The sequence below is a fragment of the Pseudomonas sp. GYB4201 genome, assembly GCF_056312595.1.
Genome location: NZ_JBWGIG010000005.1, coordinates 104,545 through 131,064 on the forward strand (window position 1 = coordinate 104,545; position 26,520 = coordinate 131,064).

Here is a 26,520-nt window from a genome sequence, read left to right on the forward strand (position 1 = left end):
TATCTCTGGATATGAAATTACCCGCATGATGGAAACTCTGCTTCTGGTCGCGCTCTATTTGGTGGCGATGGTCATTTTTTGCGTAGGTTCAAGCCGCCTGCCGATTCTCTCCGAAGAAGCGCAACACCGCGTTTCGTCGCTGGACGGGCTGCGCGGCGTGCTAGCCACCGCAGTGCTGGCGCACCACTTCACGGTCAGCTATTACTGGCAGGCCACCACGGTGTGGCAGATGACCGACAGTCGGCTGATCAACAACATGGGAGCAGTGCCGGTGTCGCTGTTCTTCATGATCACCGGCTACCTGTTCGGCGGTAAGATTTATCGCGGCGCACCGCAGTGGACAGCCATCGCATCCTCGCGCATTCGCCGAATATTCCCGATGTACTTGACCAGTGTCGCCCTGATCGTGGCCATCTCGTTTTATACTCAAGGGGGGCAGTTGGGCTCGCTTGCCGATTTCGGCCAGTCGCTGGGCCAATGGTTGCTTTTCATCGGCGTGCCGTTCAACGGCATCGACGATACCCGCCGTATCAACGCTGGGGTGCAGTGGACGCTGCTGTACGAAGCCGTGTTCTACCTGGCGTTGCCGTTGTTGTATTGCCTGCTGCGTCGTCGCCTGGCCATTGCCGCAGCGCTAGTCTCGGTGTTGGCACTAGCAGCGTTGTGGCCACTGTACGGTGATCACTTCAGCAGAAGTTTCATCAAGCTGTTCGTCGCCGGTATCGTAGTCGCCATGCTGCAAGACTGGCTCAAGGCCAAGGCCATCAATTATGGCGGTTGGAAGTGCACCCTGGTGGCGTCGGCCGTGATGGTGCTGTGCCTGGCCCTGAAGCCTTATTCCAAGGCCCAGATGATCATCCTGGCAATTCCGTTCGCCCTGTTCGTGCTGGGCAACAGCCTGAATGGGCTGCTGGAACATCGTGGCCTGAAGATCCTGGGCGAAGCCAGTTTCAGCATCTACCTGCTGCACGGCATCGTTATCTACCTGCTGTTCAGCGTGCTGGGCCTCTACGACTTCCACGCGGCCGATTTCCGCCATTACGTCTGGTTCCTGCCGGTGGTGCTGTGGCTGGTGGCAAGCCTGAGTGTGGCGACGTACTGGGGCATCGAGCGCCCGTTTATTCGCCAGCGCCCACGGCCCACCGCCCAAGTGGCTGCCGCCTGACCCTGGCTGCGGCCTGTGACGGTGGTGATAAGCAAAAAAAAACGGAGCCCGAAGGCTCCGTTTGTTCATGCCACGCAGGTTACTTGCGCTTGAGCCCGTACTGCTCGTCCAGCATGCCGGGCGAGTTCGGCGCCTTGGGCGCGTAGTCGCGGGGCGGCTCGGCGTCGCGCGGTGGGGTGAGGCGTTCGCGGGGGCCGGCACTTTCTGCGTGCAGGGCCGCCAGCAGGCGTTGGCGGGTCAGTTCGTCCAGGGCCAGCTGGTTGGCGCCCTCGGCGAGATGCTCCTGCACTTCCTGATAGCTCTGGGTCATTTTCTTGACCAGCGAAGCCGTTGTGTTGAAGTGGGTGACCACGTCATTCTGGTAGCTGTCGAAGCGTTCCTGGATCTCGTCCAGCTGGCGCTGAGTGCTGCTGGGAGCGGCATTGGGCACGAGGCGGGCGACGACCAGGCCAATCACGACACCCACGACGAGGGCGATTGTCGGCAACAACCAAACTAAGAGCGAGTGTTCCACGAGTCCTTCCTCTATAAACGGCTTTGCTTTACGTTAACGGCTCTAACCTGCGCTGTATACCGCGAGCAATCGCAAATATTTCAGACAGAATCCTTCGACTAGACGAGTCGACCCCTTTCGAGGTCACGGAGTGTACCCTTGCTGATCCGCGAAACCCCCGTTTTCATCGATGGCCCGCAGGGCCAGCTCGAGGCGCTGTACCTGGACACCCCCGACGCGCGCGGCATTGCGCTGATCTGCCACCCCAACCCGGTGCAGGGTGGCACCATGCTCAACAAGGTCATCTCGACCCTGCAGCGCACGGCGCGTGACGCCGGCTTTGTTACCTTGCGTTTCAATTACCGTGGCGTGGGCGCCAGTGCCGGCAGCCACGACATGGGCAGCGGCGAAATCGATGACGCCCAGGCCGCCGCTGCCTGGCTGCGCAGCCAGCACCCCGAGCTGCCGCTGACGCTGCTGGGCTTCTCCTTCGGCGGCTTTGTTGCCGCCGGCCTGGGCGGGCGCCTGGAAGCCGCGGGGCAGAGCGTGCAGCGCCTGTTCATGGTGGCGCCGGCAGTCATGCGCCTGACGCCGGAGCATAGCCTGCCGTTGGGCGGCACGCTGACCGTGATCCAGCCCGAAACCGACGAAGTGGTGGACCCGGCCCTGGTGTATGCCTGGTCCGCGCAGCTGCAACGTCCCCATGAGCTACTGAAAGTGGCAGAATGCGGACACTTTTTTCATGGCAAGCTGACCGACCTGAAAGATCTGGTCCTGCCACGCCTTTCGAACTGATTGCAGACAGACAAGAATTAGCCCATGACCACACGTATCCTGACCGGTATCACCACCACTGGCACGCCGCACCTGGGCAACTACGCCGGTGCCATCCGCCCGGCCATCGTCGCCAGCCGCCAGAGCGATGCCGATTCGTTCTATTTCCTGGCCGACTACCACGCGCTGATCAAGTGCGATGACCCGCTGCGCATCCAGCGCTCGCGCCTGGAAATCGCCGCCACCTGGCTGGCCTCCGGCCTGGACGTGGACCGTGTGACCTTCTACCGCCAGTCCGATATTCCCGAGATCCCCGAGCTGACCTGGCTGCTGACCTGCGTGGCCGGCAAGGGCCTGCTCAACCGCGCCCACGCCTACAAGGCTTCGGTGGACAAGAACGTGGAAGCCGGTGAAGACCCGGACGCCGGCATCACCATGGGCCTGTTTAGCTACCCGGTGCTGATGGCCGCCGATATCCTGATGTTCAACGCCCACCAGGTGCCGGTGGGTCGTGACCAGATCCAGCACGTGGAAATGGCCCGCGACATAGGTCAGCGCTTCAACCACCTGTTCGGCCAGGGCCGCGAGTACTTCGTGATGCCCGAGGCGCTGATCGAGGAAAGCGTGGCCACCTTGCCGGGCCTGGACGGCCGCAAGATGTCCAAGAGCTACGACAACACCATCCCGTTGTTTACCAGCGCCAAGGACATGAAGGACGCCATCTCGCGCATCGTCACCGACTCCCGAGCGCCCGGCGAGGCGAAGGACCCGGACAACTCCCACCTGTTCACCCTGTACCAGGCCTTCGCCACCCCGGCGCAACAGGCCGAGTTCCGCGAAGAACTGCTGCAGGGCCTGGGCTGGGGCGAGGCCAAGAGCCGCCTGTTCACCCTGCTGGACAACGAACTGGGCGAAGCGCGCGAGAAATACCACCAGTTCATCGCCCGCCCGGCCGACCTGGAAGACATCCTGCTGGCCGGCGCCGCCAAGGCCCGCAAGGTGGCCACGCCGTTCCTCGGTGAGCTGCGCGAAGCCGTGGGCCTGCGCTCGTTCCGCGAGCAGGCGCAGGTCGCCACTGCCACCAAGAAGAAGGCTGCCAAGGCCGCGCGCTTCGTCAGCTTCCGCGACGAGGACGGCAGCTTCCGCTTCCGCCTGCTGGGCGCCGATGGCGAGCAACTGCTGCTGTCGCGCAAATTCCCCGATGGCAAGGCCGCCGGCCAGGCCAGCAAGCAGCTGCAAAGTGGTGCGAAGTTGGACATTTTTCCGAAAATGAACGGGTTCTCGGTTTGCTTGGATAACGAAATTGTTGCTGATAGTCCGGATTTTGCAGATATCGACGCTCGCGATGCCGCAGTAGAGGCTCTGCGCGTGGCCTTGCAGCCCCAACAGGACTAATGCGACCAACTGTCGCAAGTCTAATTGCCATAACCCGGGGTCGTCGTTACAGTGACGGCCCGTTTTTGTTGCCCTGCTAACGAATATGACGCCTCTAGAACGATATCAAACTGACCTCAAACGCCCCGAGTTCTTCCATGATGCTGCGCAGGAAACCGCGGTGCGTCACCTGCAGCGTCTGTACGACGACCTGATCGCGGCGCATGACAGCAAGCCGGGCCTGTTCGGCAAGCTGTTCGGCAAGAAGGAGCCGACCCTGGTCAAGGGCCTGTACTTCTGGGGCGGCGTAGGGCGGGGCAAGACCTACCTGGTGGACACCTTCTTCGAGGCGCTGCCGTTCAAGGAGAAGGTGCGTACCCACTTCCACCGCTTCATGAAGCGCGTGCACGAAGAAATGCGCACCCTCAAGGGTGAGAAGAACCCACTGACGGTGATCGCCAAGCGCTTCTCCGACGAGGCCCGGGTCATCTGCTTCGACGAATTCTTCGTCTCCGACATCACCGACGCCATGATCCTCGGCACGCTGATGGAAGAGCTGTTCAAGAACGGCGTGACCCTGGTGGCCACGTCCAACATCGTCCCGGACGGCCTGTACAAGGACGGCCTGCAGCGCGCGCGCTTCCTGCCGGCCATCGCCCTGATCAAGCAGAACACCGAGATCGTCAACGTCGACAGCGGCGTGGACTACCGCCTGCGCCACCTGGAGCAAGCCGAGCTGTTCCACTACCCGCTCAACGAGGCGGCCGCGGAAAGCCTGCGCAAGAGCTTCAAGGCGCTGACCCCGGAATGCACCGCGGCGGTGGAAAACGACGTGCTGATGATCGAGAGCCGCGAGATTCGCGCGCTCAAGACCTGTGACGACGTGGCCTGGTTCGACTTCCGCGAACTGTGCGACGGCCCGCGTAGCCAGAACGACTACATCGAACTGGGCAAGATCTTCCATGCCGTGCTGCTCAGCGGCGTGGAGCAGATGGGCGTGGCCACCGACGACATCGCCCGGCGCTTCATCAACATGGTCGACGAGTTCTACGACCGCAACGTGAAGCTGATCATCTCGGCCGAAGTCGAGCTGAAGGACCTGTACACCGGCGGCCGCCTGATGTTCGAGTTCCAGCGCACCCTCAGCCGCCTGCTGGAGATGCAGTCGCACGAATTCCTGTCGCGCGCGCACAAGCCTTGATCCCGTAGCAGCGGCCGGCAGGCCGCGTCCGGGCGCCCCGTTGTGCACCGGCTGGACGCCGCCGGACGGCCGCAGGGACCGGCCTGGGTCAGGCTTCTTGCAGGAACTGCTGCCGGTACTGGTTCGGCGACAGCGCCGTGTGCTGGCGGAACAGGCGGGCGAAGAAGCTCGCGTCGTCGTAGCCCACCTCATAGCTGATGGTCTTGATGCTCTTGCGCGAGCCCGACAGCAAGCCCTTCGCCGTTTCGATGCGCAGCCGCTGCAGGTAGTGCAACGGCTTGTCGCCCGTGGCGTTCTGGAACCTGCGCATGAAGTTGCGAATACTCATGCCATGCTCGCGCGCCACGTCCTCGAAGCGGAACTTGTCGGCGAAGTGTTCCTCCAGCCACTGCTGGATCTGCAAAATGATCAGGTCCTGGTGCAGTTTCTGCCCGCCAAAACCCATGCGCCCCGGGGTGTAGTTGCGCTGCACCTCGTAGAGGATGTCGCGCGACACGGCCTGGGCGACGCTGGCGCCGCAGAAGCGCTCGATCAAATAAATGTACAGGTCGCAGGCCGAGGTGGTGCCGGCGGCGCAGTACAGGTTGTCGGCGTCGGTGAGGTGCTTGTCCTGGTTGAGCATCACCTGGGGGAAGCGCTCGGCGAACTGGCCGAAGAAGCGCCAGTAGGTGGTGGCCTCCTTGCCGTCCAGCAGGCCGGCCTCGGCCAGCCAGAACACGCCGCTGGCCTCGCCGCACAGCACCGCGCCACGGGCGTGCTGGGCGCGCAGCCACGGCAGCACCTGCGGGTAGCGCAGGCACAGGGCGTCGAAGTCATCCCAGAAGGCGGGTAACACGATGATGTCGGCGTCTTCCAGGGTGCCGTCCACGGGCACCTGTACGCCGCTGAAGGTAATCACGGGTTGGCCGTCGGGGCTGATCAGGCGGGTTTCGAACAGCGACGTCAGGCCCTGGCCCATCTGTTTGCCATGGCGCAGGCCGGCCAGGTGGAAGAAATCCTTGGCATGCATCAGCGTCGAGGCGAACACCTTGTCGATGGCCAGAATGCTCACGCGCCGCAGTGACGGGGTATTCGGGGTAAACATCATGTTCATTATTCTTATAAGGGATAGTGGTCAATAAGCGGCTGGATCGTCTTATTTTTTGGCGGTTGTGTCCAGTGCCGATACATGCCGCCGCGCTTAGTCTCAGCTATCTACCATGGATTGCTCAGCGAGAGGTGTAGGATGATTCCTAGGACAGTGTTCAGCTCCGACCACGAACTGTTTCGCGCCAGCGTGCGCAAGTTCTTCGAGAAAGAAGCCGCGCCCTTTCACGCCCAGTGGGAGAAGCAGGGTCACATCGACCGCCAGCTGTGGAACAAGGCCGGCGATGCGGGGCTGTTGTGCTCACACATCCCCGAGGAGTACGGCGGCATGGGCGCCGACTTTCTCTACAGCGCAGTGGTGATCGAAGAGATCAGCCGCCTGGGCCTGAGCGGCATTGGCTTCTCGCTGCATTCCGACATCGTCGCGCCCTATATCCTTCACTACGGCAGCGAGACCCTGAAGCACAAATACCTGCCGCGCCTGGTCAGCGGCGAGCTGGTGAGCGCCATTGCGATGACCGAGCCGGGCGCCGGTTCCGACCTGCAGGGGGTGAAGACCACGGCGGTGCTGGACGGCGACGAGTACGTGATCAACGGCTCCAAGACGTTCATTACCAACGGCTTCCTCGCCGACCTGGTCATAGTGGTGGCCAAGACCGATCCCAAGGCCGGCGCCAAGGGCACCAGCCTGTTCGTGGTGGAGGCGGGCACCCCGGGCTTCGACAAGGGTAAGCGCCTGGAGAAGGTGGGCATGAAGGCCCAGGACACCTCCGAGCTGTTCTTCCACAACGTGCGCATTCCCAAGGACAATCTGCTGGGCCAGGCCGGCCAGGGCTTCGCCTACCTGATGCAGGAGCTGCCCCAGGAGCGGCTGACCGTGGCCATCGGCGCGGTGTCCTCGGCCGAGGCGGCGCTGCAATGGACCCTGGACTACACCCGCGACCGCAAGGCGTTCGGCAAGGCCATCACCGACTTCCAGAACACTCGCTTCAAGCTGGCGGAGATCGCTACCGAAGTGCAGATCGGCCGGGTGTTCATCGACCGCTGCCTGGAGCTGCACCTCAAGGGCGAGCTGGACGTGCCCACGGCAGCAATGACCAAGTATTGGGGCTCGGACCTGCAGTGCAAGGTGCTCGACGAGTGCGTGCAGTTGCACGGCGGCTACGGCTTCATGTGGGAATACCCGATTGCCCGGGCATGGGCGGATGCGCGGGTGCAGCGCATTTATGCCGGGACCAATGAAATCATGAAGGAGATCATTGCCCGTTCGGTGATTTGAGGGGGCTAGGCGGGACGCGGCCTTTAGCCGCTGCTACAGGGTTCGTAGCAGCGGCCGCAGGCCGCGTCAGGGCCATCAAGGCGCGGGGTTGGGCTGGTCCTTGTGAATCGCCTCGATGCCTTCCAGCACCGCGTCGCTCAGCTTCAGGTCGAAGCTGGCGATGTTGGCGTCCAGCTGCTCCAGCGAGGTGGCGCCAATGATGTTGCTGGTCACGAACGGCTGCTGGGTGACGAACGCCAGGGCCATTTGCGCCGGGTCCAGGCCGTGTTCGCGGGCCAGGGCCACGTAGCGGCTGCAGGCGGCCACGCTCTGCGGGTTGGAATAGCGGCTGAAGCGGCTGAACAGGGTCAGGCGCGCGTTGGCCGGCCTGGCGCCGTTCTCGAACTTGCCCGAGAGCATGCCGAAGGCCATCGGCGAATAGGCCAGCAGGCCGCACTGTTCGCGGATGGCGACTTCCGCCAGGCCCACCTCGAAGCTGCGGTTGAGCAGGTTGTAGGGGTTCTGGATCGACACTGCCCGCGGCCAGCCACGGCTCTCGGCCAGTTGCAGGAACTTCATGGTGCCCCACGGCGTTTCGTTGGACAGGCCGATGTGGCGGATCTTGCCGGCCTTCACCTGTTCGTCCAGCGCTTGCAGGGTTTCTTCCAGCGGCGTGATCAGCTCGTCCTGGGTGTGCTGGTAGCCCAGCTTGCCGAAGAAGTTGGTGCTGCGCTCGGGCCAGTGCAGCTGGTACAGATCGATCCAGTCGGTCTGCAGGCGCTTGAGGCTGGCGTCCAGGGCCTGCACGATGTGCTGGCGGTTGTGGCGCAGCTGGCCGTCGCGGATGTGCGCGATGCCGTTGCCGGGGCCGGCGATCTTGCTGGCCAGCACCCAGTCGGCGCGATCACCGCGGCTTTTGAAATAGTTGCCAATGACTTTTTCGGTGGCAGCGTAGGTTTCCGGACGAGGGGGCACGGGGTACATTTCCGCCGTGTCGATGAAATTGATGCCCGCCTGCTTGGCCCGCTCGATCTGCGCGAAGCCCTCTGCCTCGGTGTTCTGCTCGCCCCAGGTCATGGTGCCCAGGCACAGGGCGCTGACCTTGATGTCGGTGCGTCCCAGTCGGCGATAATCCATCTGCGTCTCCTCAAGGCAAAGGAATCATAAAAGCAGGTTGATATTTTTTTCGCAATCTGGATAATTCGCCCCCTCTCTCTGCAGTGGAAGTGATGCGCCGCTCGCCGAAGAATCTTGCCGTATATTGGACGCGCTGACCCGAGCCCCCGATAGCGTCTGTATCCGGCTGCCTTTGACTTGTCAAAGTACGCACTATTCAGTAAGATCTGCCGTCTCTTTTTGCTGGACGGCCTTCGAGGCTATAAAGAATGAAAACTTTTACTGCTAAACCGGAAACAGTAAAACGCGACTGGTTCGTCGTTGATGCTGCTGGTCAGACCCTGGGTCGTCTGGCTACTGAGATCGCGAGCCGTCTGCGTGGCAAGCACAAACCAGAATACACCCCTCACGTTGACACCGGTGACTACATCGTCGTCATCAACGCTGAGCAGGTTCGTGTCACTGGCGCCAAGACCACTGACAAAATGTACTACTCCCACTCCGGTTTCCCGGGCGGCATCAAGTCGATCAACTTCCAGAAGCTGATCGCCAAAGCCCCTGAGCGCGTGATCGAGACCGCGGTAAAAGGCATGCTGCCGAAGAACCCGCTGGGTCGCGACATGTACCGTAAGCTGAAAGTCTATGCGGGCGCTGCTCACCCTCATACTGCTCAGCAGCCCCAAGAACTGAAGATTTAACGGAATAGTTCATTATGTCGGCGACTCAAAATTACGGCACTGGCCGTCGCAAGACCGCTACCGCACGCGTTTTCCTGCGTCCGGGTACTGGCAACATCTCCATCAACAACCGTTCTCTGGACACTTTCTTCGGCCGTGAAACTGCCCGCATGGTAGTTCGTCAGCCGCTGGAACTGACCGAGACCACCGAGAAGTTCGACATCTACGTCACCGTTATCGGTGGTGGTGTCAGCGGTCAAGCCGGTGCAATCCGTCACGGTATCACCCGTGCTCTGATGCAATACGACGAGACCCTGCGTAGCGCCCTGCGTAAAGCTGGCTACGTGACTCGTGACGCTCGTGAAGTTGAACGTAAGAAAGTCGGTCTGCGTAAAGCGCGTAAGCGTCCGCAGTACTCGAAGCGTTAATTCAAAGCTTCGCGACTCCGTTCAAAAAAAGCCCGGTTCCTTTGGAACCGGGCTTTTTTTATGTCGGCTAGACTACGGTGAGCGTCAAGGGGCCGTAGCCGCTGCCGTCAGGCTGCGCTGGCCCGAATGTTCACTACAGATTCGTGTTGCTGCAAATGGCCAGCGCAGCCTGCGGCAGCGGCTACGATGAATGACGTGGGGTGCGAAGTTTTTGTGCAGCGGCTTGCTGCACCTGCGCACGCCGCGCAAGGCCGGGGGCGCAGTCGTTTGCCGCGGGTATTTCCCTTGTCTATGTATGGGCTTTTAACTACCATTCGGCAGATTTTCAGGCTGACCGGGCCTGGCTGGATGGAACCAACAATGTAGATGCCTGTTGCAACAGGCCACCAAGCTGATGGGAGAGGACTGAATGAGCAATGACGGCGTGAATGCAGGCCGGCGTCGCTTCCTCGTAGCGGCCACGTCCGTGGTCGGCGCAGCAGGAGCGGTAGGGGCTGCGGTCCCGTTCGTGGGGTCTTGGTTTCCCAGTGCCAAGGCCAAGGCGGCGGGGGCTCCAGTCAAGTTCAACATCAGCAAGGTGGAGCCCGGCCAGCAGGTGATCGCCGAATGGCGTGGCCAGCCGGTGTTCGTGGTGCGCCGCACCGACGAGATCATCGCCAACCTGGGCAAGATCGAAGACCGTCTCTCCGACCCCGAGTCCAAGAACTCGACCCAGCCTGCCTATGTCGACCCCAAGCTGCGCTCCATCAAGCCGCAGGTGCTGATTCTGATCGGCATCTGCACACACCTGGGCTGCTCACCGACTTTCCGCCCCGAGGTGGCACCGGCCGACCTGGGCAAGGATTGGGTGGGGGGCTATTTCTGCCCTTGCCACGGTTCCCACTACGACCTCGCCGGTCGCGTCTACAAGTCCCAGCCCGCGCCGCTCAACCTGGCGGTGCCGCCGCACTCTTACGAGTCGGACGATGTGATTGTCATCGGCGTCGATCAGGAGAAAGCGTGATGAGCAAGTTCATGGCCTGGGTGGATGCCCGCTTCCCCGCGACAAAAATGTGGGAAGAGCACCTCACCAAATACTACGCCCCGAAAAACTTCAATTTCTTCTATTTCTTCGGCTCGCTGGCGCTGCTGGTGCTGGTCAACCAGATCATCACCGGCGTGTGGCTGACCATGAGCTTCACGCCCTCGGCAGAAGAGGCGTTCGCCTCGGTCGAGTACATCATGCGCGACGTGTCCTACGGCTGGATCCTGCGCTACCTGCACTCCACGGGCGCTTCGGCGTTCTTTATCGTGGTGTATCTGCACATGTTCCGCGGCCTGCTGTACGGCTCCTACAAGAAGCCCAGGGAGCTGGTGTGGATCTTCGGCATGCTCCTCTACCTGGCCCTGATGGCCGAGGCCTTCATGGGCTACCTGCTGCCGTGGGGGCAGATGTCGTACTGGGGCGCGCAGGTGATCATCTCGCTGTTCGGCGCCATCCCGGTGATCGGCAATGACCTGACCCAGTGGATTCGTGGCGACTACCTGATTTCCGGCATCACCCTGAACCGCTTCTTCGCCCTGCACGTGATTGCCCTGCCCATAGTCATCCTGGGCCTGGTGGTGTTGCATATCCTGGCGCTGCACGAGGTGGGCTCCAACAACCCCGACGGCATCGAAATCAAGAAGCTCAAGGACGAAAACGGCGTACCCCTGGACGGTATTGCCTTCCATCCGTACTACACGGTGAAGGACATTGTCGGCGTGGTGGTGTTCCTGTTCGTGTTCTGTTCCATCGTGTTCTTCTTCCCGGAAATGGGCGGCTATTTCCTGGAAAAACCCAACTTCGAGCAGGCCAACGCCTTCAAGACGCCCGAGCACATCGCCCCGGTGTGGTACTTCACGCCGTTCTACGCGATCTTGCGCGCGGTGCCCGACAAGCTGCTGGGGGTGATGTCCATGGGCGCCGCCATTGCGGTGCTGTTCGTGCTGCCCTGGCTGGACCGCAGCCCGGTCAAATCCATGCGCTACAAGGGCTGGGTCAGCCGCGTGGCCCTGACGCTGTTCTGCGTGTCGTTCATGACCCTGGGCTACCTGGGCGTGCAACCGCCGACGCCGGAGCGAACGTTGGTGTCGCAGGTGTGCACGGTGCTGTATTTCGCCTATTTCATCCTGATGCCGTTCTACACCCGCTTCGAGAAGACCAAACCGGTACCGGAAAGGGTGACTGGCTGATGAAAAAATTATTAGCGGTATTCATTCTTGCGTTACTGCCCGCGTTGACCCTGGCTGCCGAAGGCCCGGAGCTGGAGAAGGTCGACATCGACCTGGCCGACAAGCCCGCCATGCAGGACGGCGCCCGCACCTTCGCCAACTACTGCATGGGCTGCCACAGCGCCAAGTTCCAGCGCTACGAGCGTGTCGCCGATGACCTGGGCATTCCCCACGACCTGATGCTGCAGAAGCTGGTGTTCACCGGCGCCAAGATCGGCGACCACATGACCATCGGCATGCAGCCCGCCGACGCCAAGGCCTGGTTCGGCGCGGCGCCGCCGGACCTGACGCTGGTGGCGCGGGTGCGTGGCACCGATTGGCTCTATGGCTACCTGCGCTCGTTCTACGAGGACCCTGCGCGGCCCTGGGGCGTCAACAACGCCGTGTTCCCCAATGTCGGCATGCCCAACGTGCTGGGCGGCCTGCAGGGCCGCCAGGTGATCGGCTGCAAGCAGGTGCAGGTGGTCACCGACGGCAAGAAGCAGTACGACCCGCTCACCGGCGCGCCGCTGACCCACGAGGCCTGTGACCAGCTGACCCTGCTGCCGAAAACCGGCAGCCTGACGCCCGAGCAGTTCGACGAGAAGATCAAGAACCTGGTGACCTTCCTGGCGTACTCGGCCAACCCCAACAAGCTGCAGGCCGAGCGAATCGGCACGTACGTGCTGCTGTACCTGGCTGTTTTGTTCATCTTTGCTTACCTGCTCAAACGTGAATACTGGAAAGACGTTCATTGAATATGCGGTAAGATCTGCTGTTAAATGCGCGCGCCCCTTTGGCGACTCCGTTGCATGGCGAACCTGGAAGCCGTTCCAGTCACCTTTGCCGAGGGAGTGCTTCAGGGGCGCGCTCGTTTTTGTGTTATTCATGTTTTTTATACGCGAGGAGGACCGCCATGGGCGTGACCAACCGGTTGGCCTGTTACTCCGACCCCGCTGACCACTATTCTCACCGGGTGCGCATCGTTCTCGCCGAGAAGGGTGTAAGCGCCGAGATCATCAGTGTGGCGGCAGGTTCGCAGCCGGCCAAGCTGATCGAAGTGAACCCGTACGGCAGCCTGCCGACGCTGGTCGATCGGGATTTGGCGCTGTACGAATCCACCGTGGTGATGGAATATCTGGATGAGCGTTACCCGCATCCGCCGCTGCTGCCGGTGTACCCGGTGGCGCGGGCCAACAGCCGCCTGCTGATCCACCGGATCCAGCGCGACTGGTGCGGGTTGGTGGACCTGATTCTCGACGCGCGCACCAAGGAACCGGCGCGTGTACAGGCCCGCAAGGAGCTGCGTGAGAGCCTGACGGGCGTTTCGCCCCTGTTTGCCGACAAGCCTTTCTTCCTCAGTGAGGAGCAAAGTCTGGTTGATTGCTGTCTACTGCCCATACTCTGGCGCTTGCCAGTGCTGGGTATCGAATTGCCGCGGCCTGCAAAGCCGCTGCTGGACTATATGGAACGTCAGTTCGCCCGCGAGGCCTTCCAGGCTAGCCTCTCGGCCGCTGAACGTGAAATGCGCCCGGTTTAAGGAGCCGTTGATGAACTCCAGTCGTCCGTACCTTGTACGTGCACTCTACGAGTGGATCGTGGATAACGATTGCACGCCCCACATGCTGGTCAATTCCGAACACCGTTCGGTGCAGGTCCCCAAGGGCTTTGCAAGTGATGGCCAGATCGTCCTCAATGTGTCGCCCAGTGCCGTGCGTCACCTGCACATGGACAACGACGCGGTCAGCTTCGAAGGTCGCTTCGGCGGCGTCGCGCACACGCTCTACGTGCCCATCGGCGCTATCCTGGGCGTTTATGCCCGGGAAAACGGCCAGGGCATGGTCTTCGACCTGGAGCCATCGCTGGCCGAGGAAGAAGAAGTCGTGCTCGATGGCAGTGACGATGACCTGCCGCCCGATGGCGGCCGACCGCAACGCCCGGCAGGGCGGCCTAGCTTGAAGGTGGTCAAGTAACAAAAAAGGCGATCCAGTTGGATCGCCTTTTTTTTGTGCCAGGATTTTTAGCCGCTGCCGCCAGGCTGCGCTGGCCGGCGTGAACCCTGAGGATCTTCAGTGAGGCACAGGGCCAGCGCAGCCTGGCGGCAGCGGCTACAAGCGGTCAGTCGATGTATTCGAACAGCTTCACGATTTTCTGCACGCCACCCACGCCCTGCACCAGCGAGGCTGCCTGGGCGGCTTCCTTCTGGGTGACCAGGCCCAGCATGTAGACGATCCCGTTCTCGGTGATCACCTTGATGCGCGAGCCGGGGATGCTGGCGTCGGCCAGCATCTGGGTCTTGATCTTGGTGGTCAGCCAGGCGTCGTTGTTGCGCGCCAGGATCGAGGAGGGCGCCATCACCTGCAGTTCGTTGTGCACGCGCTTGACGCGCTGCACGCCGGCGGCGGCCTGTTCGGCCATGGCCTTGAGGTCGGCGCGCGGGGTCTGGCCGGCCAGCAGCACCACACCGTTGAAGCTGCTGACGATGATGTGCGAGTTCTGGTCCAGGTCAGGGCTGGCCTTGGCCACGTTCACCGACACCTTGGTCTCGATCAGCGAATCGTCGATCTTGCTGCCGAAGGTGCGGGTGCCGCGGTCGTCCTCGATGGGCTTGTCGCGGGTAGCGGTCAGGAACGAGCTGCAGCCGGTCAGGCTCAGGCACAGGGTCAAGGCCATCAGGCCAAGGCGATTAGGGGTCATTCTTCACTCCCGAACAGTTGGCTGTCGATCAGGTCGCATAGGCAGTGGATCGCCAGCAGGTGGACTTCCTGGATGCGTGCGGTGACGTGGGCCGGGACGCGGATCTCCACGTCCTCGGGCAACAGCAGCGAGGCCATGCCGCCGCCGTCGCGACCGGTCAGGGCTACGACAACCATTTCGCGGTCATGTGCGGCCTGGATCGCCTGGATGATGTTGGCGGAATTGCCGCTGGTGGAGATCGCCAACAGCACGTCGCCGGGCTGGCCCAGGGCGCGGATCTGCTTGGAGAACACTTCGTTGTAACTGTAGTCGTTGGCAATCGAGGTGATGGTCGAGCTGTCGGTGGTCAGGGCAATGGCTGGCAGGCTCGGGCGCTCGCGCTCGAAGCGGTTGAGCAGCTCCGAGGAGAAGTGCTGGGCGTCGCCGGCCGAGCCGCCGTTGCCGCAGGACAGCATCTTGCCTTCGTTGAGCAGCGCGTTGACCATGACCTGGCTGGCTTGCTCGATGTGCGGTGCAAGGACTTCCATCGCCTGTTGCTTGGTATCGATACTGGCCTGGAAAAGCTGGCGAATTCGGGATTGCATGTCCATCAGTGTGACCTTAATTAGGGCGGCTGGTCGGGCGCTGTTCAGCGTCCCGGCACATGAATGTGCAGCCCGCAAAGCAAAGAGCAAAAAACGTTGGAATAAGGGGGTAAACGGCAGCGCTCACGATGGCCTGGTCAGCTGTCGAAGGCGTTGCGTAGCCAGTTCAGGCGCATATCCTTGCTGGCGGTGCCTTCCAGGGCGATCACGTCGAAGCGGCAGGGGCTATTGGCCCAGCGTGCTTCCTGGTGCAGGAACGAATGTGCGGCATTGACCACTCTGGCACGCTTGCGCGCGTCGATACTTTCGAGCGCGCCACCCCATTGTGCGTGCAGGCGGTAACGAACTTCGACGAATACTACTGTATCGCCATCAAGCATGACCAGATCAAGCTCGCCGCCTTTACAAAGCCAGTTGCGCGCAAGCACCTGCAAACCCTGCTGCTGCAGGTGTGCGAGGGCTTGCGCTTCGGCCTCCTGGCCGGCCTGGCGCGGCGAGCTGGCGAGCATTACTGCGCGGTGTCCGGCAGGCGCTGCACCTGGCCATTGGCGAACTGGGCCCACGGCAGCTGGCGCTCGATGCGCTGGCCGGCGTTGATGCTCAGGTTGCCCGACAGGCCTTGCAGGCGGTTGTCCGGCAGCGCTTTCAACTGCGCCAGGCGCGGGGCCAGGCCAAAGGCGTCGGCACCCATGGCGTACAGGCGGCCAAGGCTGCCACCGGCCTGGGGCCACTGGTGCACCACCTGCTGGCGCAGCGGGTTGCTGTTGTCCAGCAGCCACGGGGTTTCGCAGAAGCGCACGCCGTTCATGTCGTTGTACTGGGCCTGGTCGCCGCTGGCACTGTAGACGTTGGACGTCGCGTACACCGGCACGTCACCGGCGTATTGGAAGTTCAGCGTCGGCTTGATCTGCTGGGCCAGCTGCGGGGTGGAGGCCAGGAAGATGAAGTCGACGTCCTGGCGACGCGAGCCGTTGCTGCCGTTGCCACCCTGGCGAGCCTGCATCAGGTCGCCGATCTGCTGGGCCAGGGCCACGGGCTGGTCAACGCGCTGGGAGCCCAGCAGTTGGCCGCCGTTGGCTTCGAAGTCCTGGCGGAAGGCGGCCAGCACGCGGTCGCCCCACTCGCCGCGCGGCACCAGGGCCACGGCGCGATGCAGGCCATCGGCACGGGCGCGACGGGAGACCTCGCGGGCCTCGTCCTCGGCGGCCAGGCCGAACTGGAACAGTTGTGGGGGGTTGGCCTGGGTGCCGTCGCTGTAGTTGAGCGCCAGGGTGGTGATGGGCAGTTGCGGGCGACCGGCCAGTTGTTTCACCAGCGGTTTCTCCAGCGGGCCGACCACCAGCTGCGCGCCGGCGGCCTGGGCCTGGCGGTAGAAGTCATCCATGGAGGTCACGCGGGAGCTGTCGAACACTTCCACTACCGGTGGCTTTTGCCCGGCCTGTTGGGCCTGGTAGTAGGCGGCCATGAAGCCGTCACGCAGGGCCTTGCCCACCGAGGCCAGCTGGCCTTGCTGGGGCAGCAGCAGGGCGATCTTGGTCAGTGGCTGGCTGGTCAGCTCCTTGAGCTTCACCAGCGCCACCGGCAATTGCTTGGCGGCGGGGTGGTCGGGGTGGCTGCTGCGCCAGTTGTCGATGGCAGCCTTCTGCTGGTCCAGGGTGCCGGCGCTCTTCACGGCCAGGGCCAGGCTCTGCCAGCCTGCCAGGTCGTCGGTGCCGGTGGATTGCAGCTGGTCGACCGGCAGGCTGCTGACCAGGGTCCAGATGGCTTCGTTGTTGGCGGCAGCCGCGTCGCCGCTGAGCAGCGGGGCGATGAACACGCGTTCCTGGGCGGCGGGCAAGGGCTGGCCGTCGGCTTCCAGGGCGCGGGCACGCACGGTGTGGGCGCGGACCTGCTGCTCTACCGACGCCTCGTTCAGGCGCTGCAGGCTGGGGTGGTTGAGCGCGGCCAGGGCTTCCTTGGGCTGGTTGCGGGCCAGGGCCAGCTCGGCCGCCAGGGTGCTGGCGATGATCTGCTGGCCCACGTTGAGCTGCTCGACCTGCACCTGTGCCAGGATTTGCGCGGCACGCTGGTTGGCGTGCTGGCGGTAGGCGAGGTCGGCGGCGCTCAGGCGCAGCACGGCGGCGTCGGCCGGGGTCTTGGCCGAGGCGGCCTGGCCGAGCAGTTGCTCGATGGTGGCGTCAGGCGTACGCGGCAGTTCGCCGAGGCTGTTGGAAGGCGCGCTGGCGCAGGCCGCCAGCAGGGCGGCAAGGCATAGGGCTGAGAGCAGCCGCAGGCAAGCTGTCATGTATATCTTCCTGATACTCGATCGATTAGGCCCGCAATTGTACCCAAGCACGGCCCCCGGTGCGATGTCACTGGCGTGAAAGGCGCATCAAAGGTCATTCAGGGTTTTACCGCGGGCTTTTTGGCCGCTGGGCGAAAGGGCGCGCTACAATGCCGCTTTTGCCAACGACAGGTGTGTGCTGTGACTGCTCCAGGTGCTTCGAATTCCGCGATGGGAACACTTTATGTGGTGGCCACGCCCATCGGTAACCTGGACGACATGAGCGCTCGGGCGTTGAAGATCCTCAATGACGTGGCGCTGATCGCCGCCGAGGACACCCGCCATTCGATCCGCCTGCTGCAGCACTTCGGCATCAACACGCCGCTGGCCGCGTGCCACGAGCACAATGAGCGAGACGAGGGCGGGCGCTTCCTCGACAAGCTGCTGGCGGGCGAGAGCGTGGCGCTGATCTCCGACGCCGGCACGCCGCTGATCTCCGACCCCGGCTACCACCTGGTGCGCCAGGTGCGCGCCGCGGGTATCCCGGTAGTGCCGGTGCCCGGCCCCTGCGCGCTGATCGCGGCGCTGTCGGCGGCCGGCCTGCCGTCCGACCGTTTCATCTTCGAAGGCTTCCTGCCGGCCAAGACCGTCGGCCGTCGCTCGCGCCTGGAGCAGGTGCGAGAAGAGCCGCGCACGCTGATCTTCTATGAAGCCCCGCACCGTATCCTGGAATGCCTGCAGGACATGGAGCTGGTGTTCGGCCCCGAGCGCCCGGCACTGCTGGCGCGCGAACTGACCAAGACCTTCGAGACCCTCAAGGGCCTGCCGCTGGCCGAGCTGCGTGCCTTCGTGGAAAGCGACAGCAACCAGCAGCGCGGCGAGTGCGTGGTGCTGGTGGCAGGCTGGACGCCGCCCGAAAGTGACGAGGTGGTGAGCGCCGAGGTGATGCGCGTGCTGGACCTGCTGCTCAAGGAGATGCCGCTCAAGCGCGCGGCGGCGTTGGCGGCGGAAATTACCGGCGCGCGCAAGAATGTGCTGTACCAGGTGGCATTGGAGCGGCAGAAAAGCAGCTAAGGCTGCGAGGGGCAAGCTGCAAGACAGGCACTCAAGCGCGCAGCTTGAAGCTTAAAGCTTGCAGCTGGCCTAGCTATTCCGTAACCTTGTCGGCGGAGAGTCGATTGGACAGTCGCTGCCTGCTTTTGTTCCGCAAAAGCGGGGGGAGGAAAGTCCGGGCTCCATAGGGCGGAGTGCCAGGTAACACCTGGGAGGCGCGAGCCTACGGAAAGTGCCACAGAAAATAACCGCCTAAGCGTTTCGGCGCCGGTAAGGGTGAAAAGGTGCGGTAAGAGCGCACCGCACGTCTGGTAACAGTTCGTGGCTAGGCAAACCCCACTCGGAGCAAGACCAAATAGGGTTCCACATGGCGCGGCCCGCGTTGGAACCGGGTAGGTTGCTAAAGGTGTCCAGTGATGGCCATCGTAGAGGAATGACTGTCCTCGACAGAACCCGGCTTACAGATCGACTCTCCACCTCTTTTCCCTTCTGCATCAATCAATAGCAGAAGCGGCCCTGGTAATACCGAAAAAATCTTACTCTTAATAAATCACTTTAAGTTTGACGCGTAGACCCTTGAGTTAACTTGGCTTTATACCCCCGCGTTTCCCTCGATTTAGCCCATCTCTTTCCTTTTGTCACCTAAATCGCCGATCTGTAAGGGTTTTCCTTACGAGCGTGCCTTGACGGTGGTGTGGGCGCATTCCTATAGTGTGCGCAAGTGGCGGAAAGTGGCACAAAGTGGGTTTTTAGGCACGAAAAACTAAATCTTGGGGAAGCGCCTCTGTGTTTCGCGGAGCTAATGCCATCAGTCTCGATGCAAAGGGCCGTCTCGCTATGCCGAGCCGGTACCGTGACGAGCTGGTTTCGCGCTCCAATGGCCAGTTGATCGTGACCATCGACGCCGTCGACCGCTGCCTGTGTGTGTACCCGCTGGACGAATGGGAATTAATTGAAACAAAGCTGCGCGCGCTGCCGTCGCTCCGGGAAGAAAACCGCCGTCTGCAAAGGTTGCTGATTGGTAATGCGGTTGACCTGGAGCTCGACGGCAGCGGGCGTTTTCTGGTTCCGCCGCGCCTGCGCGAGTACGCGAAGCTGGACAAGAAAGTGATGCTGGTAGGCCAGCTGAACAAGTTTCAACTGTGGGACGAGGATGCCTGGAACGCGCTTGCTGATGCGGACCTGGCAGCTATTCAACAACCGGGCGCCATGCCTGATGAACTGCGTGATTTGATTCTGTGACTATAGATAGCGGCTTTAACCACATCACCGTATTGCTTGACGAAGCCGTCGAGGCTCTCGCCATACAGGGCGATGGCTGCTATGTGGACGGTACCTTCGGGCGGGGTGGTCACAGCCGGTTGATCCTCAAGCACCTGGGGCCGGACGGCCGATTGCTGGGCTTCGACAAGGACCCACAAGCGATTGCCACGGGGCAAGCGCTGGCGGCCGAAGACGGCCGCTTTGTCATTGTGCAGCGCAGTTTTGCGGAAATGGGTAGCGAAATTGCTAGCCAAGGCCTGGCCGGCAAGGTCAACGGCGTGCTGCTGGACCTGGGCGTGTCTTCGCCGCAGCTGGATGACCCCGAGCGCGGCTTCAGCTTCATGAACGACGGCCCGCTGGACATGCGCATGGACCCGAGCCGCGGCGTCAGCGCCGCCGAGTTCATCGCCAACGCCCCGGCCGAAGAAATTGCCCGCGTGTTCAAGGAATACGGCGAAGAGCGCTTCGCCAAACGCATGGCCAATGCCGTGGTCGCGCGTCGCGAAATCAAGCCGTTCGAGCGCACCGCCGACCTGGCCGAAGTGCTGAAAGTGGCCAACCCTGCCTGGGAAAAGGGCAAGAACCCGGCTACCCGTGCCTTCCAGGGCCTGCGTATCCACGTCAACAACGAGCTGGCTGACCTGGAGGCGGGCCTTGAAGCCGCGCTGGAGTCGCTGGAAATCGGCGGCCGCCTGGTGGTGATCAGCTTCCACTCGCTGGAAGACCGGATCGTCAAACTGTTCATGCGCAAGCTGGCCAAGGGCGAGGCCGACAACCTGCCGCGCAACCTGCCCGTGCGCTTCCAGGCGTTCGAGCCGAAAATCAAGGTTCACGGCAAGGCCCAGTTCGCTTCCGAAGCCGAGCTCAAGGCCAACCCGCGCTCGCGCAGCGCGGTCATGCGCGTGGCGGAGAAGCTGCGGTGAGCAAGCTCTACGCCAAGCCTTTGCCGGGCGGCAGCTTCCTGATGCTGCTGCTGTTCATTGCCGTGCTGGTGTCGGCCATCGCCGTGTCCTATAGCGCGCACCTCAACCGTCAGCTGCTCAACAGCCTGTACAACGAGTTGAGCGAGCGCGACAAGGCGCAGGCCGAGTGGGGCCGGCTGATCCTGGAGCAAAGCACCTGGACCGCCCATAGCCGCATCGAGGCGCTGGCCAGCGGCCAACTGAAAATGCGTATTCCCGACGCCGCCGAAATCAAGATGGTGACGCCATGATGAAACTCGACGGCGCCCTGTACCCGTGGCGTTTCCGGGTGCTCGTGGCCTTGCTGGGCATCATGGTGGGCGCGATCGTGTGGCGCATCGTCGACCTGCAGGTCATCGACCATGACTTCCTCAAGGGCCAGGGCGATGCCCGCAGCGTGCGGCACATTCCCATTCCTGCGCACCGCGGCCTGATCACCGACCGCAACGGCGAGCCGTTGGCCGTGAGTACGCCGGTCACCACCTTGTGGGCCAACCCCAAGGAGATGCAGGCGGACAAGAGCAAATGGCCGGCACTGGCTGCAGCCCTGGGGCAGGACCCCAAGGAACTGTCGACACGCCTCGACGCCCAGGCCACCAAGGAATTCATCTACCTGGTGCGCGGCCTCACGCCGGAGCAGGGCCAGACCGTGCTCGACCTCAAGGTTCCTGGTGTCTACGGCATCGAGGAATTTCGTCGTTTCTACCCCGCCGGTGACGTGACCGCGCACATGGTCGGCTTCACCGACCTGGACGACCACGGCCGCGAGGGCGTGGAGCTGGCGTACGAGGACTGGCTGGCCGGCGTGCCGGGCAAGCGCCAGGTCATCAAGGACCGCCGCGGCCGCCTGATCAAGGACGTGCAGGTCACCAAGAACGCCAAGGCGGGCAAGACCCTGACCCTGTCGATCGACCTGCGCCTGCAATACCTGGCCAGCCGCGAGCTGCGCAACGCCATCGTCGAGAACGAGGCCAAGGCGGGCAGCCTGGTGATCATGGACGTGAAGACCGGCGAAGTGCTGGCCATGGTCAACCAGCCCACCTACAACCCGAACAACCGCAAGACCATGTTCCCGGCGTCCATGCGCAACCGGGCGATCACCGACGTGTTCGAGCCGGGCTCGACCATGAAGCCGATCTCCATGAGCGCGGCCCTGGAAACCGGGCGCTGGAAGCCGACCGACAAGGTCGAGGTGTACCCCGGCAGCCTGCAGATCGGCCGCTACACCATTAAAGACGTGACCAAGACCGAGGGCCCGATCCTCGACCTCACCGGCATCCTGATCAACTCCAGTAACGTGGGCATGAGCAAGGTGGCCTTCGACGTCGGCGGCGAGAACATCTTCCGTGCCATGTCGGCCGTGGGCCTTGGCCAATACACCGGCCTGGGCTTCCCGGGCGAGCGCGTGGGCAACCTGCCCAACCACCGCGACTGGAAAAAGGCCGAGACCGCGACCCTGTCCTACGGCTACGGCCTGTCGGTGACCGCGCTGCAGCTGGTGCACGCCTATTCGGCCATCGCCAACGACGGCGAGATCGTGCCGCTGAGCATCCTCAAGGTCGACGGCAAGCCGGCGGCCACGCGGGTGATGCCAGAGCAGGTGGCCAAGACCCTGCAAGGCATGATGAAGGAAGTGATCGAGGACTCGCGCGGCGTCTACCGTGCGCGGGTGCCGGGCTACCACGTGGCCGGCAAGTCGGGTACTGCCCGTAAGGCCACCATCGGTTCGCGCGGCTACACCGAGAACGCCTACCGCTCGCTGTTCGCCGGCTTCGGCCCGCTCAGCGATCCGCGCTACGCCATCGTCGTGGTCATCGACGAACCGAGCAAGGCCGGTTACTTCGGCGGCCTGGTATCGGCACCGGTGTTCAGCAAGGTCATGTCCGGCACGCTGCGGCTGATGAACGTGACCCCCGACAACCTGCCGAGCACCCCGCAGGAAACAGCCCAGGCCCAGCCTGCGGCCAGCAAGGGAGGGCGTGGCTGATGAGCATGCCGCTGAGCAAGATTTTCGCCCAGGCCAACCGCGATCCATTGATCCGCGAGCTGGCGCTGGACAGCCGCAGCGTGCGCCCCGGCGACCTATTCCTGGCCGTGCCAGGGGCCAAGGTCGATGGCCGTGCGCACATCGCCGACGCCCTGGGCCGTGGCGCTGCCGCCGTGGCCTACGAAGTGGACGGCGCTACCGTGCTGCCGATCACCGACGTGCCGCTAATTCCGGTCAAGGGCCTGGTGCGCCAGCTGTCCGACATCGCCGGGCGCTTCTACGGCGACCCGAGCCGGCTGCTGAACGTGGTGGGTGTCACCGGCACCAACGGCAAGACCAGTGTCACCCAATTGGTAGCCCAGGCCCTGGACCTGCTGGGCCAGCGCTGCGGCCTGATCGGCACTCTGGGCACCGGCTTCTACGAAGCCCTGCAAAGCGGCCGCCTGACCACCCCTGACCCGATCGCCGTGCAGGCGACCCTGGCCGACCTGAAGAAGGCCGGCGCCAAGGCCGTGGCCATGGAAGTGTCGTCCCACGCCCTGGACCAAGGCCGCGTGGCCGCCCTGGCGTTCGATGTGGCGGTGCTGACCAACCTCAGCCGCGACCACCTGGACTACCACGGCAGCATGCAGGCCTACGCTGCCGCCAAGGCCAAGCTGTTCGGCTGGACCGGCCTGCGCTGCCGGGTGCTGAACCTGGATGATGCCTTCGGCAGCACCCTGGCCGAGGAAGCCCATGAATCGCGGCTGATCACCTACAGCCTGCTGGACCCGGCGGCCACCCTGTATTGCCGCGAAGCCGAGTTCGACGACCATGGCGTGCGCGCCACCCTGGTCACTGCCCAGGGCGAGCACGTGCTGCGCAGCCGCCTGCTGGGGCGTTTCAACCTCAGCAATGTGCTGGCCGCGGTCGGCACGCTGCTGGCGCTGGATTACCCGCTGGACGACATCCTCAAGGTGATGCCGCAGCTGGAAGGCCCGCTGGGGCGCATGCAGCGCCTGGGCGGTGGCAAGCAGCCGCTGGTGGTGGTCGATTACGCCCACACCCCCGACGCCCTGGACAAAGTGCTGCTGGCCCTGCGCCCGCATGCCAAAGGCGAGCTGGTGTGCCTGTTCGGTTGTGGCGGCGACCGTGACCGTGGCAAGCGCCCGCTGATGGCCGAAGTGGCCGAGCGCCTGGCCGACCGCGTGCTGGTCACCGACGACAACCCGCGCAGCGAAGACCCGCTGCAGATCTTTGCCGACATTCGCCCTGGTTTCAGCGCTGCTGCCCGGGTCGAGTTCGTCTCGGGGCGTGGCCCGGCCATTGCCCAGCTCATCGCCAAGGCCAATGCCGACGACGTGATCGTGCTGGCCGGCAAGGGGCACGAGGATTATCAGGAAATCAACGGCCAGCGCCTGGCGTTCTCCGACCTGGAGGAGGCCGCCAAGGCCCTGGCTACCTGGGAGGTGGACCATGCTTAAGCCCATGTCCCTGGCTGAACTGCTCAAGCCACTGGCTGCGCGTTTGCATGGCCAGGATGTGGAATTCAACGGCGTCAGTATCGACAGCCGCGCCATTGTCGCCGGCCAGTTGTTCGTGGCGCTGACCGGCCCGCGTTTCGACGGCCATGACTACCTGGCCGACGTCGCCGCCAAGGGCGCGGTCGCCGCGCTGGTGGAACGTGAAGTGGCCGGCGTCGACCTGCCGCAACTGGTGGTGGCTGATTGCCGCGTGGCGCTGGGCCAGCTGGGCGCGCTGAACCGTGGCCGTTTCAACCGTCCTGTCGCCGCTATCACCGGCTCCAGCGGCAAGACCACGGTCAAGGAGCTGCTGGCCGGCATCCTGCGCACCCAGGGTGAAGTCCTGGCCACCCGTGGCAACCTGAACAACGACCTGGGCGCGCCGCTGACCCTGCTCGAACTGGCCCCGCAGCACACCGCCGCGGTCATCGAGCTGGGCGCCTCGCGCCTGGGCGAGATTGCCTACACCGTGGGCCTGACCCAGCCCCACGTGGCCATCCTCAACAACGCCGGCACCGCCCACGTGGGTGAGTTCGGCGGGCCGGAGAAGATCGTCGAGGCCAAGGGCGAAATCATCGACGGCCTGGCCACCGACGGCACTGCGGTGCTCAACCTGGACGACAAGGCCTACGGCATCTGGCACACCCGTGCCGGCCAGCGCCGCGTGCTCAGCTTCGCCCTGACCAACACCGCAGCCGATTTCCACGCCAGCGACATCCAGGCCGATGAACGCGGCTGCCCGAGCTTCAACCTGCACGGCCTGCAAGGCACGGCGCGGGTCCAGCTGAACCTGCTGGGCACCCACAACGTGCAGAACGCCCTGGCCGCCGCGGCCGCCGCCCATGCCTTTGGTCTGGCCATCGGCGACATCGCCCGCGGCCTGGAAAGCGTGCAGCCGGTCAAGGGCCGCACCGTGGCGCAGATCGCGCCCAGCGGCGTGCGTGTAATTGACGATACATACAACGCAAACCCCACCTCAATGTGCGCGGCCATTGATATACTCGCCGGCTTTTCCGGACGCACCGTCCTGGTGCTCGGGGACATCGGCGAATTGGGGCAATGGGCGGAAGAGGGGCATCGGCAAGTGGGCGAATACGCCCTCGGCAAGGTCGACACCCTGTACGCCGTGGGCCCGAACATGGTTCACGCAGTGAATGCGTTCGGTACCAATGCTCGCCATTTCGGCACACAGCTTGACCTGATCGCTGCGCTTGGCGCCGAGAAAGGCAAGAACACCACTATTTTGATCAAGGGTTCGCGCAGCGCTGCGATGGAAAACGTCGTGGCGGCCTTGTGCGGTTCCAGCGGGGAGAAACATTAATGCTGCTGCTGCTGGCGGAGTATCTGCAACAGTTCTACAAAGGCTTCGCGGTCTTCCAGTACCTGACCCTGCGCGGGATCCTGGGTGTGCTGACCGCGCTGTCGCTGGCCCTGTTCCTGGGCCCCTGGATGATTCGTACCCTGCAGATTCGTCAGATCGGCCAGGCCGTGCGTAACGACGGCCCGCAATCGCACCTGTCCAAGTCCGGCACCCCGACCATGGGCGGCGCCCTGATCCTGTCGGCCATCGGCATCAGCACCCTGCTGTGGGCCGACCTGACCAACCGCTACGTGTGGACCGTGCTGCTGGTGACCCTGCTGTTCGGCGGCATCGGCTGGGTGGACGACTACCGCAAGGTGATCGAGAAGAACTCGCGCGGCCTGCCTAGCCGCTGGAAGTATTTCTGGCAGTCGGTGTTCGGCCTGGGCGCGGCGATCTTCCTGTACGCCACCGCGCCAAGCGCCGTGGAAACCACCCTGATCATCCCGATGTTCAAGGACGCCAGCATCTACCTGGGCGTGGGCTTCATCATCCTCACCTACTTCGTGATCGTGGGCTCCAGCAACGCGGTGAACCTCACCGACGGCCTGGACGGCCTGGCGATCATGCCGACGGTGATGGTGGGCGGTGCCCTGGGCATCTTCTGCTACCTGTCGGGCAACGTGAAATTCGCCGACTACCTGCTGATTCCGTACGTGCCGGGCGCGGGCGAGCTGATCGTGTTCTGCGGCGCGCTGATCGGCGCCGGCCTGGGCTTCCTGTGGTTCAACACCTACCCGGCCCAGGTCTTCATGGGTGACGTCGGTGCGCTGGCCCTGGGCGCTGCCCTGGGCACCATCGCCGTCATCGTGCGCCAGGAAATCGTGCTGTTCATCATGGGTGGCGTGTTCGTGATGGAGACCCTGTCAGTGGTCATTCAGGTGGCCTCTTTCAAACTGACCGGTCGCCGCGTGTTCCGCATGGCACCTATCCACCACCACTTTGAACTCAAGGGCTGGCCCGAGCCGCGCGTGATCGTCCGCTTCTGGATCATCACCGTGATCCTCGTGCTGATCGGCCTTGCCACCCTGAAACTGAGGTAGAA

General features: G+C 63.4%; 26 protein-coding genes, 1 other RNA gene and 1 pseudogene. 21 read left to right on the forward strand and 7 right to left on the reverse strand.

Features of this window, described 5'->3' with window-relative positions:
• Window positions 1–25 precede the first annotated feature (25 nt).
• The gene (locus AC0Z2B_RS06490; protein WP_476295635.1) at window positions 26–1,165 is read left to right on the forward strand and encodes an acyltransferase family protein; all 1,140 of its coding nucleotides are present in this window, start codon (window positions 26–28) and stop codon (window positions 1,163–1,165) included.
• A 79-nt stretch (window positions 1,166–1,244) separates the two neighbouring features.
• On the opposite strand, the gene AC0Z2B_RS06495 is transcribed toward AC0Z2B_RS06490, so the two are convergent.
• Window positions 1,245–1,679 carry a Z-ring associated ZapG family protein gene (locus tag AC0Z2B_RS06495; RefSeq protein WP_416426856.1) on the reverse strand — a complete coding sequence of 145 codons (435 nt, stop codon included), beginning with the start codon at window positions 1,677–1,679 and terminating at the stop codon, window positions 1,245–1,247.
• 120 nt (window positions 1,680–1,799) lie between these two features.
• Here AC0Z2B_RS06495 and AC0Z2B_RS06500 point away from each other — a divergent pair.
• The 3 genes and pseudogenes from AC0Z2B_RS06500 to zapE form a co-directional block, all read left to right on the forward strand.
• Window positions 1,800–2,453, forward strand: a pseudogene (locus AC0Z2B_RS06500) (alpha/beta hydrolase); the annotation flags it as partial.
• Between the two features lie 24 nt (window positions 2,454–2,477).
• On the forward strand, window positions 2,478–3,827 hold the full coding sequence (locus AC0Z2B_RS06505) for a tryptophan--tRNA ligase (RefSeq protein WP_476295636.1): 1,350 nt from the start codon (window positions 2,478–2,480) through the stop codon (window positions 3,825–3,827).
• A gap of 85 nt (window positions 3,828–3,912) precedes the next feature.
• Window positions 3,913–5,007: a cell division protein ZapE gene (gene zapE / locus AC0Z2B_RS06510; protein WP_476295638.1), complete on the forward strand. Its 1,095-nt coding sequence runs from the start codon at window positions 3,913–3,915 to the stop codon at window positions 5,005–5,007.
• An 88-nt stretch (window positions 5,008–5,095) separates the two neighbouring features.
• Here the strand turns inward: zapE and AC0Z2B_RS06515 are convergent, their stop codons facing one another.
• Entirely contained in the window at window positions 5,096–5,992 is an 897-nt protein-coding gene (locus AC0Z2B_RS06515) for a GlxA family transcriptional regulator (protein WP_416427466.1), read from the reverse strand.
• A 240-nt stretch (window positions 5,993–6,232) separates the two neighbouring features.
• On the opposite strand from AC0Z2B_RS06515, the gene AC0Z2B_RS06520 reads away from it, so the two are divergent.
• Complete coding sequence (locus AC0Z2B_RS06520; RefSeq protein WP_476295640.1) at window positions 6,233–7,372, forward strand: acyl-CoA dehydrogenase family protein; 1,140 nt, start codon at window positions 6,233–6,235, stop codon at window positions 7,370–7,372.
• A gap of 75 nt (window positions 7,373–7,447) precedes the next feature.
• Here AC0Z2B_RS06520 and AC0Z2B_RS06525 read toward each other — a convergent pair whose 3' ends face one another.
• Window positions 7,448–8,488, reverse strand: a complete 1,041-nt coding sequence (locus tag AC0Z2B_RS06525) for an NADP(H)-dependent aldo-keto reductase (protein WP_476295642.1) — start codon at window positions 8,486–8,488, stop codon at window positions 7,448–7,450.
• Between the two features lie 248 nt (window positions 8,489–8,736).
• On the opposite strand from AC0Z2B_RS06525, the gene rplM reads away from it, so the two are divergent.
• The 7 genes from rplM (at window position 8,737) to AC0Z2B_RS06560 (ending at window position 13,777) form a co-directional block, all read left to right on the forward strand.
• Complete coding sequence (gene rplM, locus AC0Z2B_RS06530; protein ID WP_158155250.1) at window positions 8,737–9,165, forward strand: 50S ribosomal protein L13; 429 nt, start codon at window positions 8,737–8,739, stop codon at window positions 9,163–9,165.
• Window positions 9,166–9,179: 14 nt separating this feature from the next.
• Window positions 9,180–9,572 carry a 30S ribosomal protein S9 gene (rpsI, locus tag AC0Z2B_RS06535; protein WP_027976848.1) on the forward strand — a complete coding sequence of 131 codons (393 nt, stop codon included), beginning with the start codon at window positions 9,180–9,182 and terminating at the stop codon, window positions 9,570–9,572.
• A gap of 409 nt (window positions 9,573–9,981) precedes the next feature.
• Window positions 9,982–10,575, forward strand: a complete 594-nt coding sequence (gene petA, locus AC0Z2B_RS06540) for a ubiquinol-cytochrome c reductase iron-sulfur subunit (protein WP_416426851.1) — start codon at window positions 9,982–9,984, stop codon at window positions 10,573–10,575.
• Window positions 10,575–11,786 carry a cytochrome b gene (locus AC0Z2B_RS06545; RefSeq protein ID WP_476295643.1) on the forward strand — a complete coding sequence of 404 codons (1,212 nt, stop codon included), beginning with the start codon at window positions 10,575–10,577 and terminating at the stop codon, window positions 11,784–11,786. Before petA ends, AC0Z2B_RS06545 begins: the two co-directional genes overlap by 1 nt.
• Window positions 11,786–12,562 carry a cytochrome c1 gene (locus AC0Z2B_RS06550; protein WP_416426849.1) on the forward strand — a complete coding sequence of 259 codons (777 nt, stop codon included), beginning with the start codon at window positions 11,786–11,788 and terminating at the stop codon, window positions 12,560–12,562. The genes AC0Z2B_RS06545 and AC0Z2B_RS06550 overlap by 1 nt, the downstream gene beginning before the upstream one ends.
• Window positions 12,563–12,720: 158 nt before the next feature.
• Window positions 12,721–13,344 carry a glutathione S-transferase N-terminal domain-containing protein gene (locus tag AC0Z2B_RS06555; protein WP_416426848.1) on the forward strand — a complete coding sequence of 208 codons (624 nt, stop codon included), beginning with the start codon at window positions 12,721–12,723 and terminating at the stop codon, window positions 13,342–13,344.
• 10 nt (window positions 13,345–13,354) lie between these two features.
• Window positions 13,355–13,777, forward strand: a complete 423-nt coding sequence (locus tag AC0Z2B_RS06560) for a ClpXP protease specificity-enhancing factor (protein ID WP_416426847.1) — start codon at window positions 13,355–13,357, stop codon at window positions 13,775–13,777.
• Window positions 13,778–13,922: 145 nt separating this feature from the next.
• On the opposite strand, the gene AC0Z2B_RS06565 is transcribed toward AC0Z2B_RS06560, so the two are convergent.
• From AC0Z2B_RS06565 to AC0Z2B_RS06580, 4 genes are all read right to left on the reverse strand, one after another.
• On the reverse strand, window positions 13,923–14,501 hold the full coding sequence (locus AC0Z2B_RS06565) for a BON domain-containing protein (RefSeq protein ID WP_416426846.1): 579 nt from the start codon (window positions 14,499–14,501) through the stop codon (window positions 13,923–13,925).
• The gene (locus AC0Z2B_RS06570; RefSeq protein ID WP_416426845.1) at window positions 14,498–15,091 is read right to left on the reverse strand and encodes a phosphoheptose isomerase; all 594 of its coding nucleotides are present in this window, start codon (window positions 15,089–15,091) and stop codon (window positions 14,498–14,500) included. The genes AC0Z2B_RS06565 and AC0Z2B_RS06570 overlap by 4 nt, the downstream gene beginning before the upstream one ends.
• A gap of 131 nt (window positions 15,092–15,222) precedes the next feature.
• A complete protein-coding gene (locus AC0Z2B_RS06575) occupies window positions 15,223–15,594 on the reverse strand; it encodes a YraN family protein (protein WP_476295644.1) in 372 nt (123 codons plus the stop codon).
• Window positions 15,594–17,369, reverse strand: coding sequence for a penicillin-binding protein activator (locus AC0Z2B_RS06580; protein ID WP_476295646.1), 1,776 nt, complete (start codon window positions 17,367–17,369; stop codon window positions 15,594–15,596). The genes AC0Z2B_RS06575 and AC0Z2B_RS06580 overlap by 1 nt, the downstream gene beginning before the upstream one ends.
• A 210-nt stretch (window positions 17,370–17,579) precedes the next feature.
• On the opposite strand from AC0Z2B_RS06580, the gene rsmI reads away from it, so the two are divergent.
• The 9 genes from rsmI to mraY all read left to right on the forward strand — a co-directional run bounded on the left by rsmI (window position 17,580) and on the right by mraY (window position 26,518).
• Window positions 17,580–18,422 carry a 16S rRNA (cytidine(1402)-2'-O)-methyltransferase gene (gene rsmI / locus AC0Z2B_RS06585; RefSeq protein ID WP_416426842.1) on the forward strand — a complete coding sequence of 281 codons (843 nt, stop codon included), beginning with the start codon at window positions 17,580–17,582 and terminating at the stop codon, window positions 18,420–18,422.
• A 96-nt stretch (window positions 18,423–18,518) separates the two neighbouring features.
• Window positions 18,519–18,878: RNase P RNA component class A (gene rnpB, locus AC0Z2B_RS06590), an RNA gene on the forward strand.
• A gap of 309 nt (window positions 18,879–19,187) precedes the next feature.
• Window positions 19,188–19,643, forward strand: a complete 456-nt coding sequence (gene mraZ / locus AC0Z2B_RS06595) for a division/cell wall cluster transcriptional repressor MraZ (protein WP_416426841.1) — start codon at window positions 19,188–19,190, stop codon at window positions 19,641–19,643.
• Entirely contained in the window at window positions 19,640–20,587 is a 948-nt protein-coding gene (rsmH, locus tag AC0Z2B_RS06600; RefSeq protein WP_416426840.1) for a 16S rRNA (cytosine(1402)-N(4))-methyltransferase RsmH, read from the forward strand. Before mraZ ends, rsmH begins: the two co-directional genes overlap by 4 nt.
• The gene (ftsL, locus tag AC0Z2B_RS06605; protein ID WP_416426839.1) at window positions 20,584–20,877 is read left to right on the forward strand and encodes a cell division protein FtsL; all 294 of its coding nucleotides are present in this window, start codon (window positions 20,584–20,586) and stop codon (window positions 20,875–20,877) included. Before rsmH ends, ftsL begins: the two co-directional genes overlap by 4 nt.
• Window positions 20,877–22,613 carry a peptidoglycan D,D-transpeptidase FtsI family protein gene (locus AC0Z2B_RS06610; RefSeq protein WP_416427465.1) on the forward strand — a complete coding sequence of 579 codons (1,737 nt, stop codon included), beginning with the start codon at window positions 20,877–20,879 and terminating at the stop codon, window positions 22,611–22,613. Before ftsL ends, AC0Z2B_RS06610 begins: the two co-directional genes overlap by 1 nt.
• Entirely contained in the window at window positions 22,613–24,076 is a 1,464-nt protein-coding gene (locus tag AC0Z2B_RS06615) for a UDP-N-acetylmuramoyl-L-alanyl-D-glutamate--2,6-diaminopimelate ligase (RefSeq protein WP_416426838.1), read from the forward strand. The genes AC0Z2B_RS06610 and AC0Z2B_RS06615 overlap by 1 nt, the downstream gene beginning before the upstream one ends.
• Entirely contained in the window at window positions 24,069–25,436 is a 1,368-nt protein-coding gene (locus tag AC0Z2B_RS06620; protein WP_476295647.1) for a UDP-N-acetylmuramoyl-tripeptide--D-alanyl-D-alanine ligase, read from the forward strand. Before AC0Z2B_RS06615 ends, AC0Z2B_RS06620 begins: the two co-directional genes overlap by 8 nt.
• On the forward strand, window positions 25,436–26,518 hold the full coding sequence (mraY, locus tag AC0Z2B_RS06625) for a phospho-N-acetylmuramoyl-pentapeptide-transferase (protein WP_416426836.1): 1,083 nt from the start codon (window positions 25,436–25,438) through the stop codon (window positions 26,516–26,518). Before AC0Z2B_RS06620 ends, mraY begins: the two co-directional genes overlap by 1 nt.
• The last annotated feature ends 2 nt before the right edge of the window (window positions 26,519–26,520 follow it).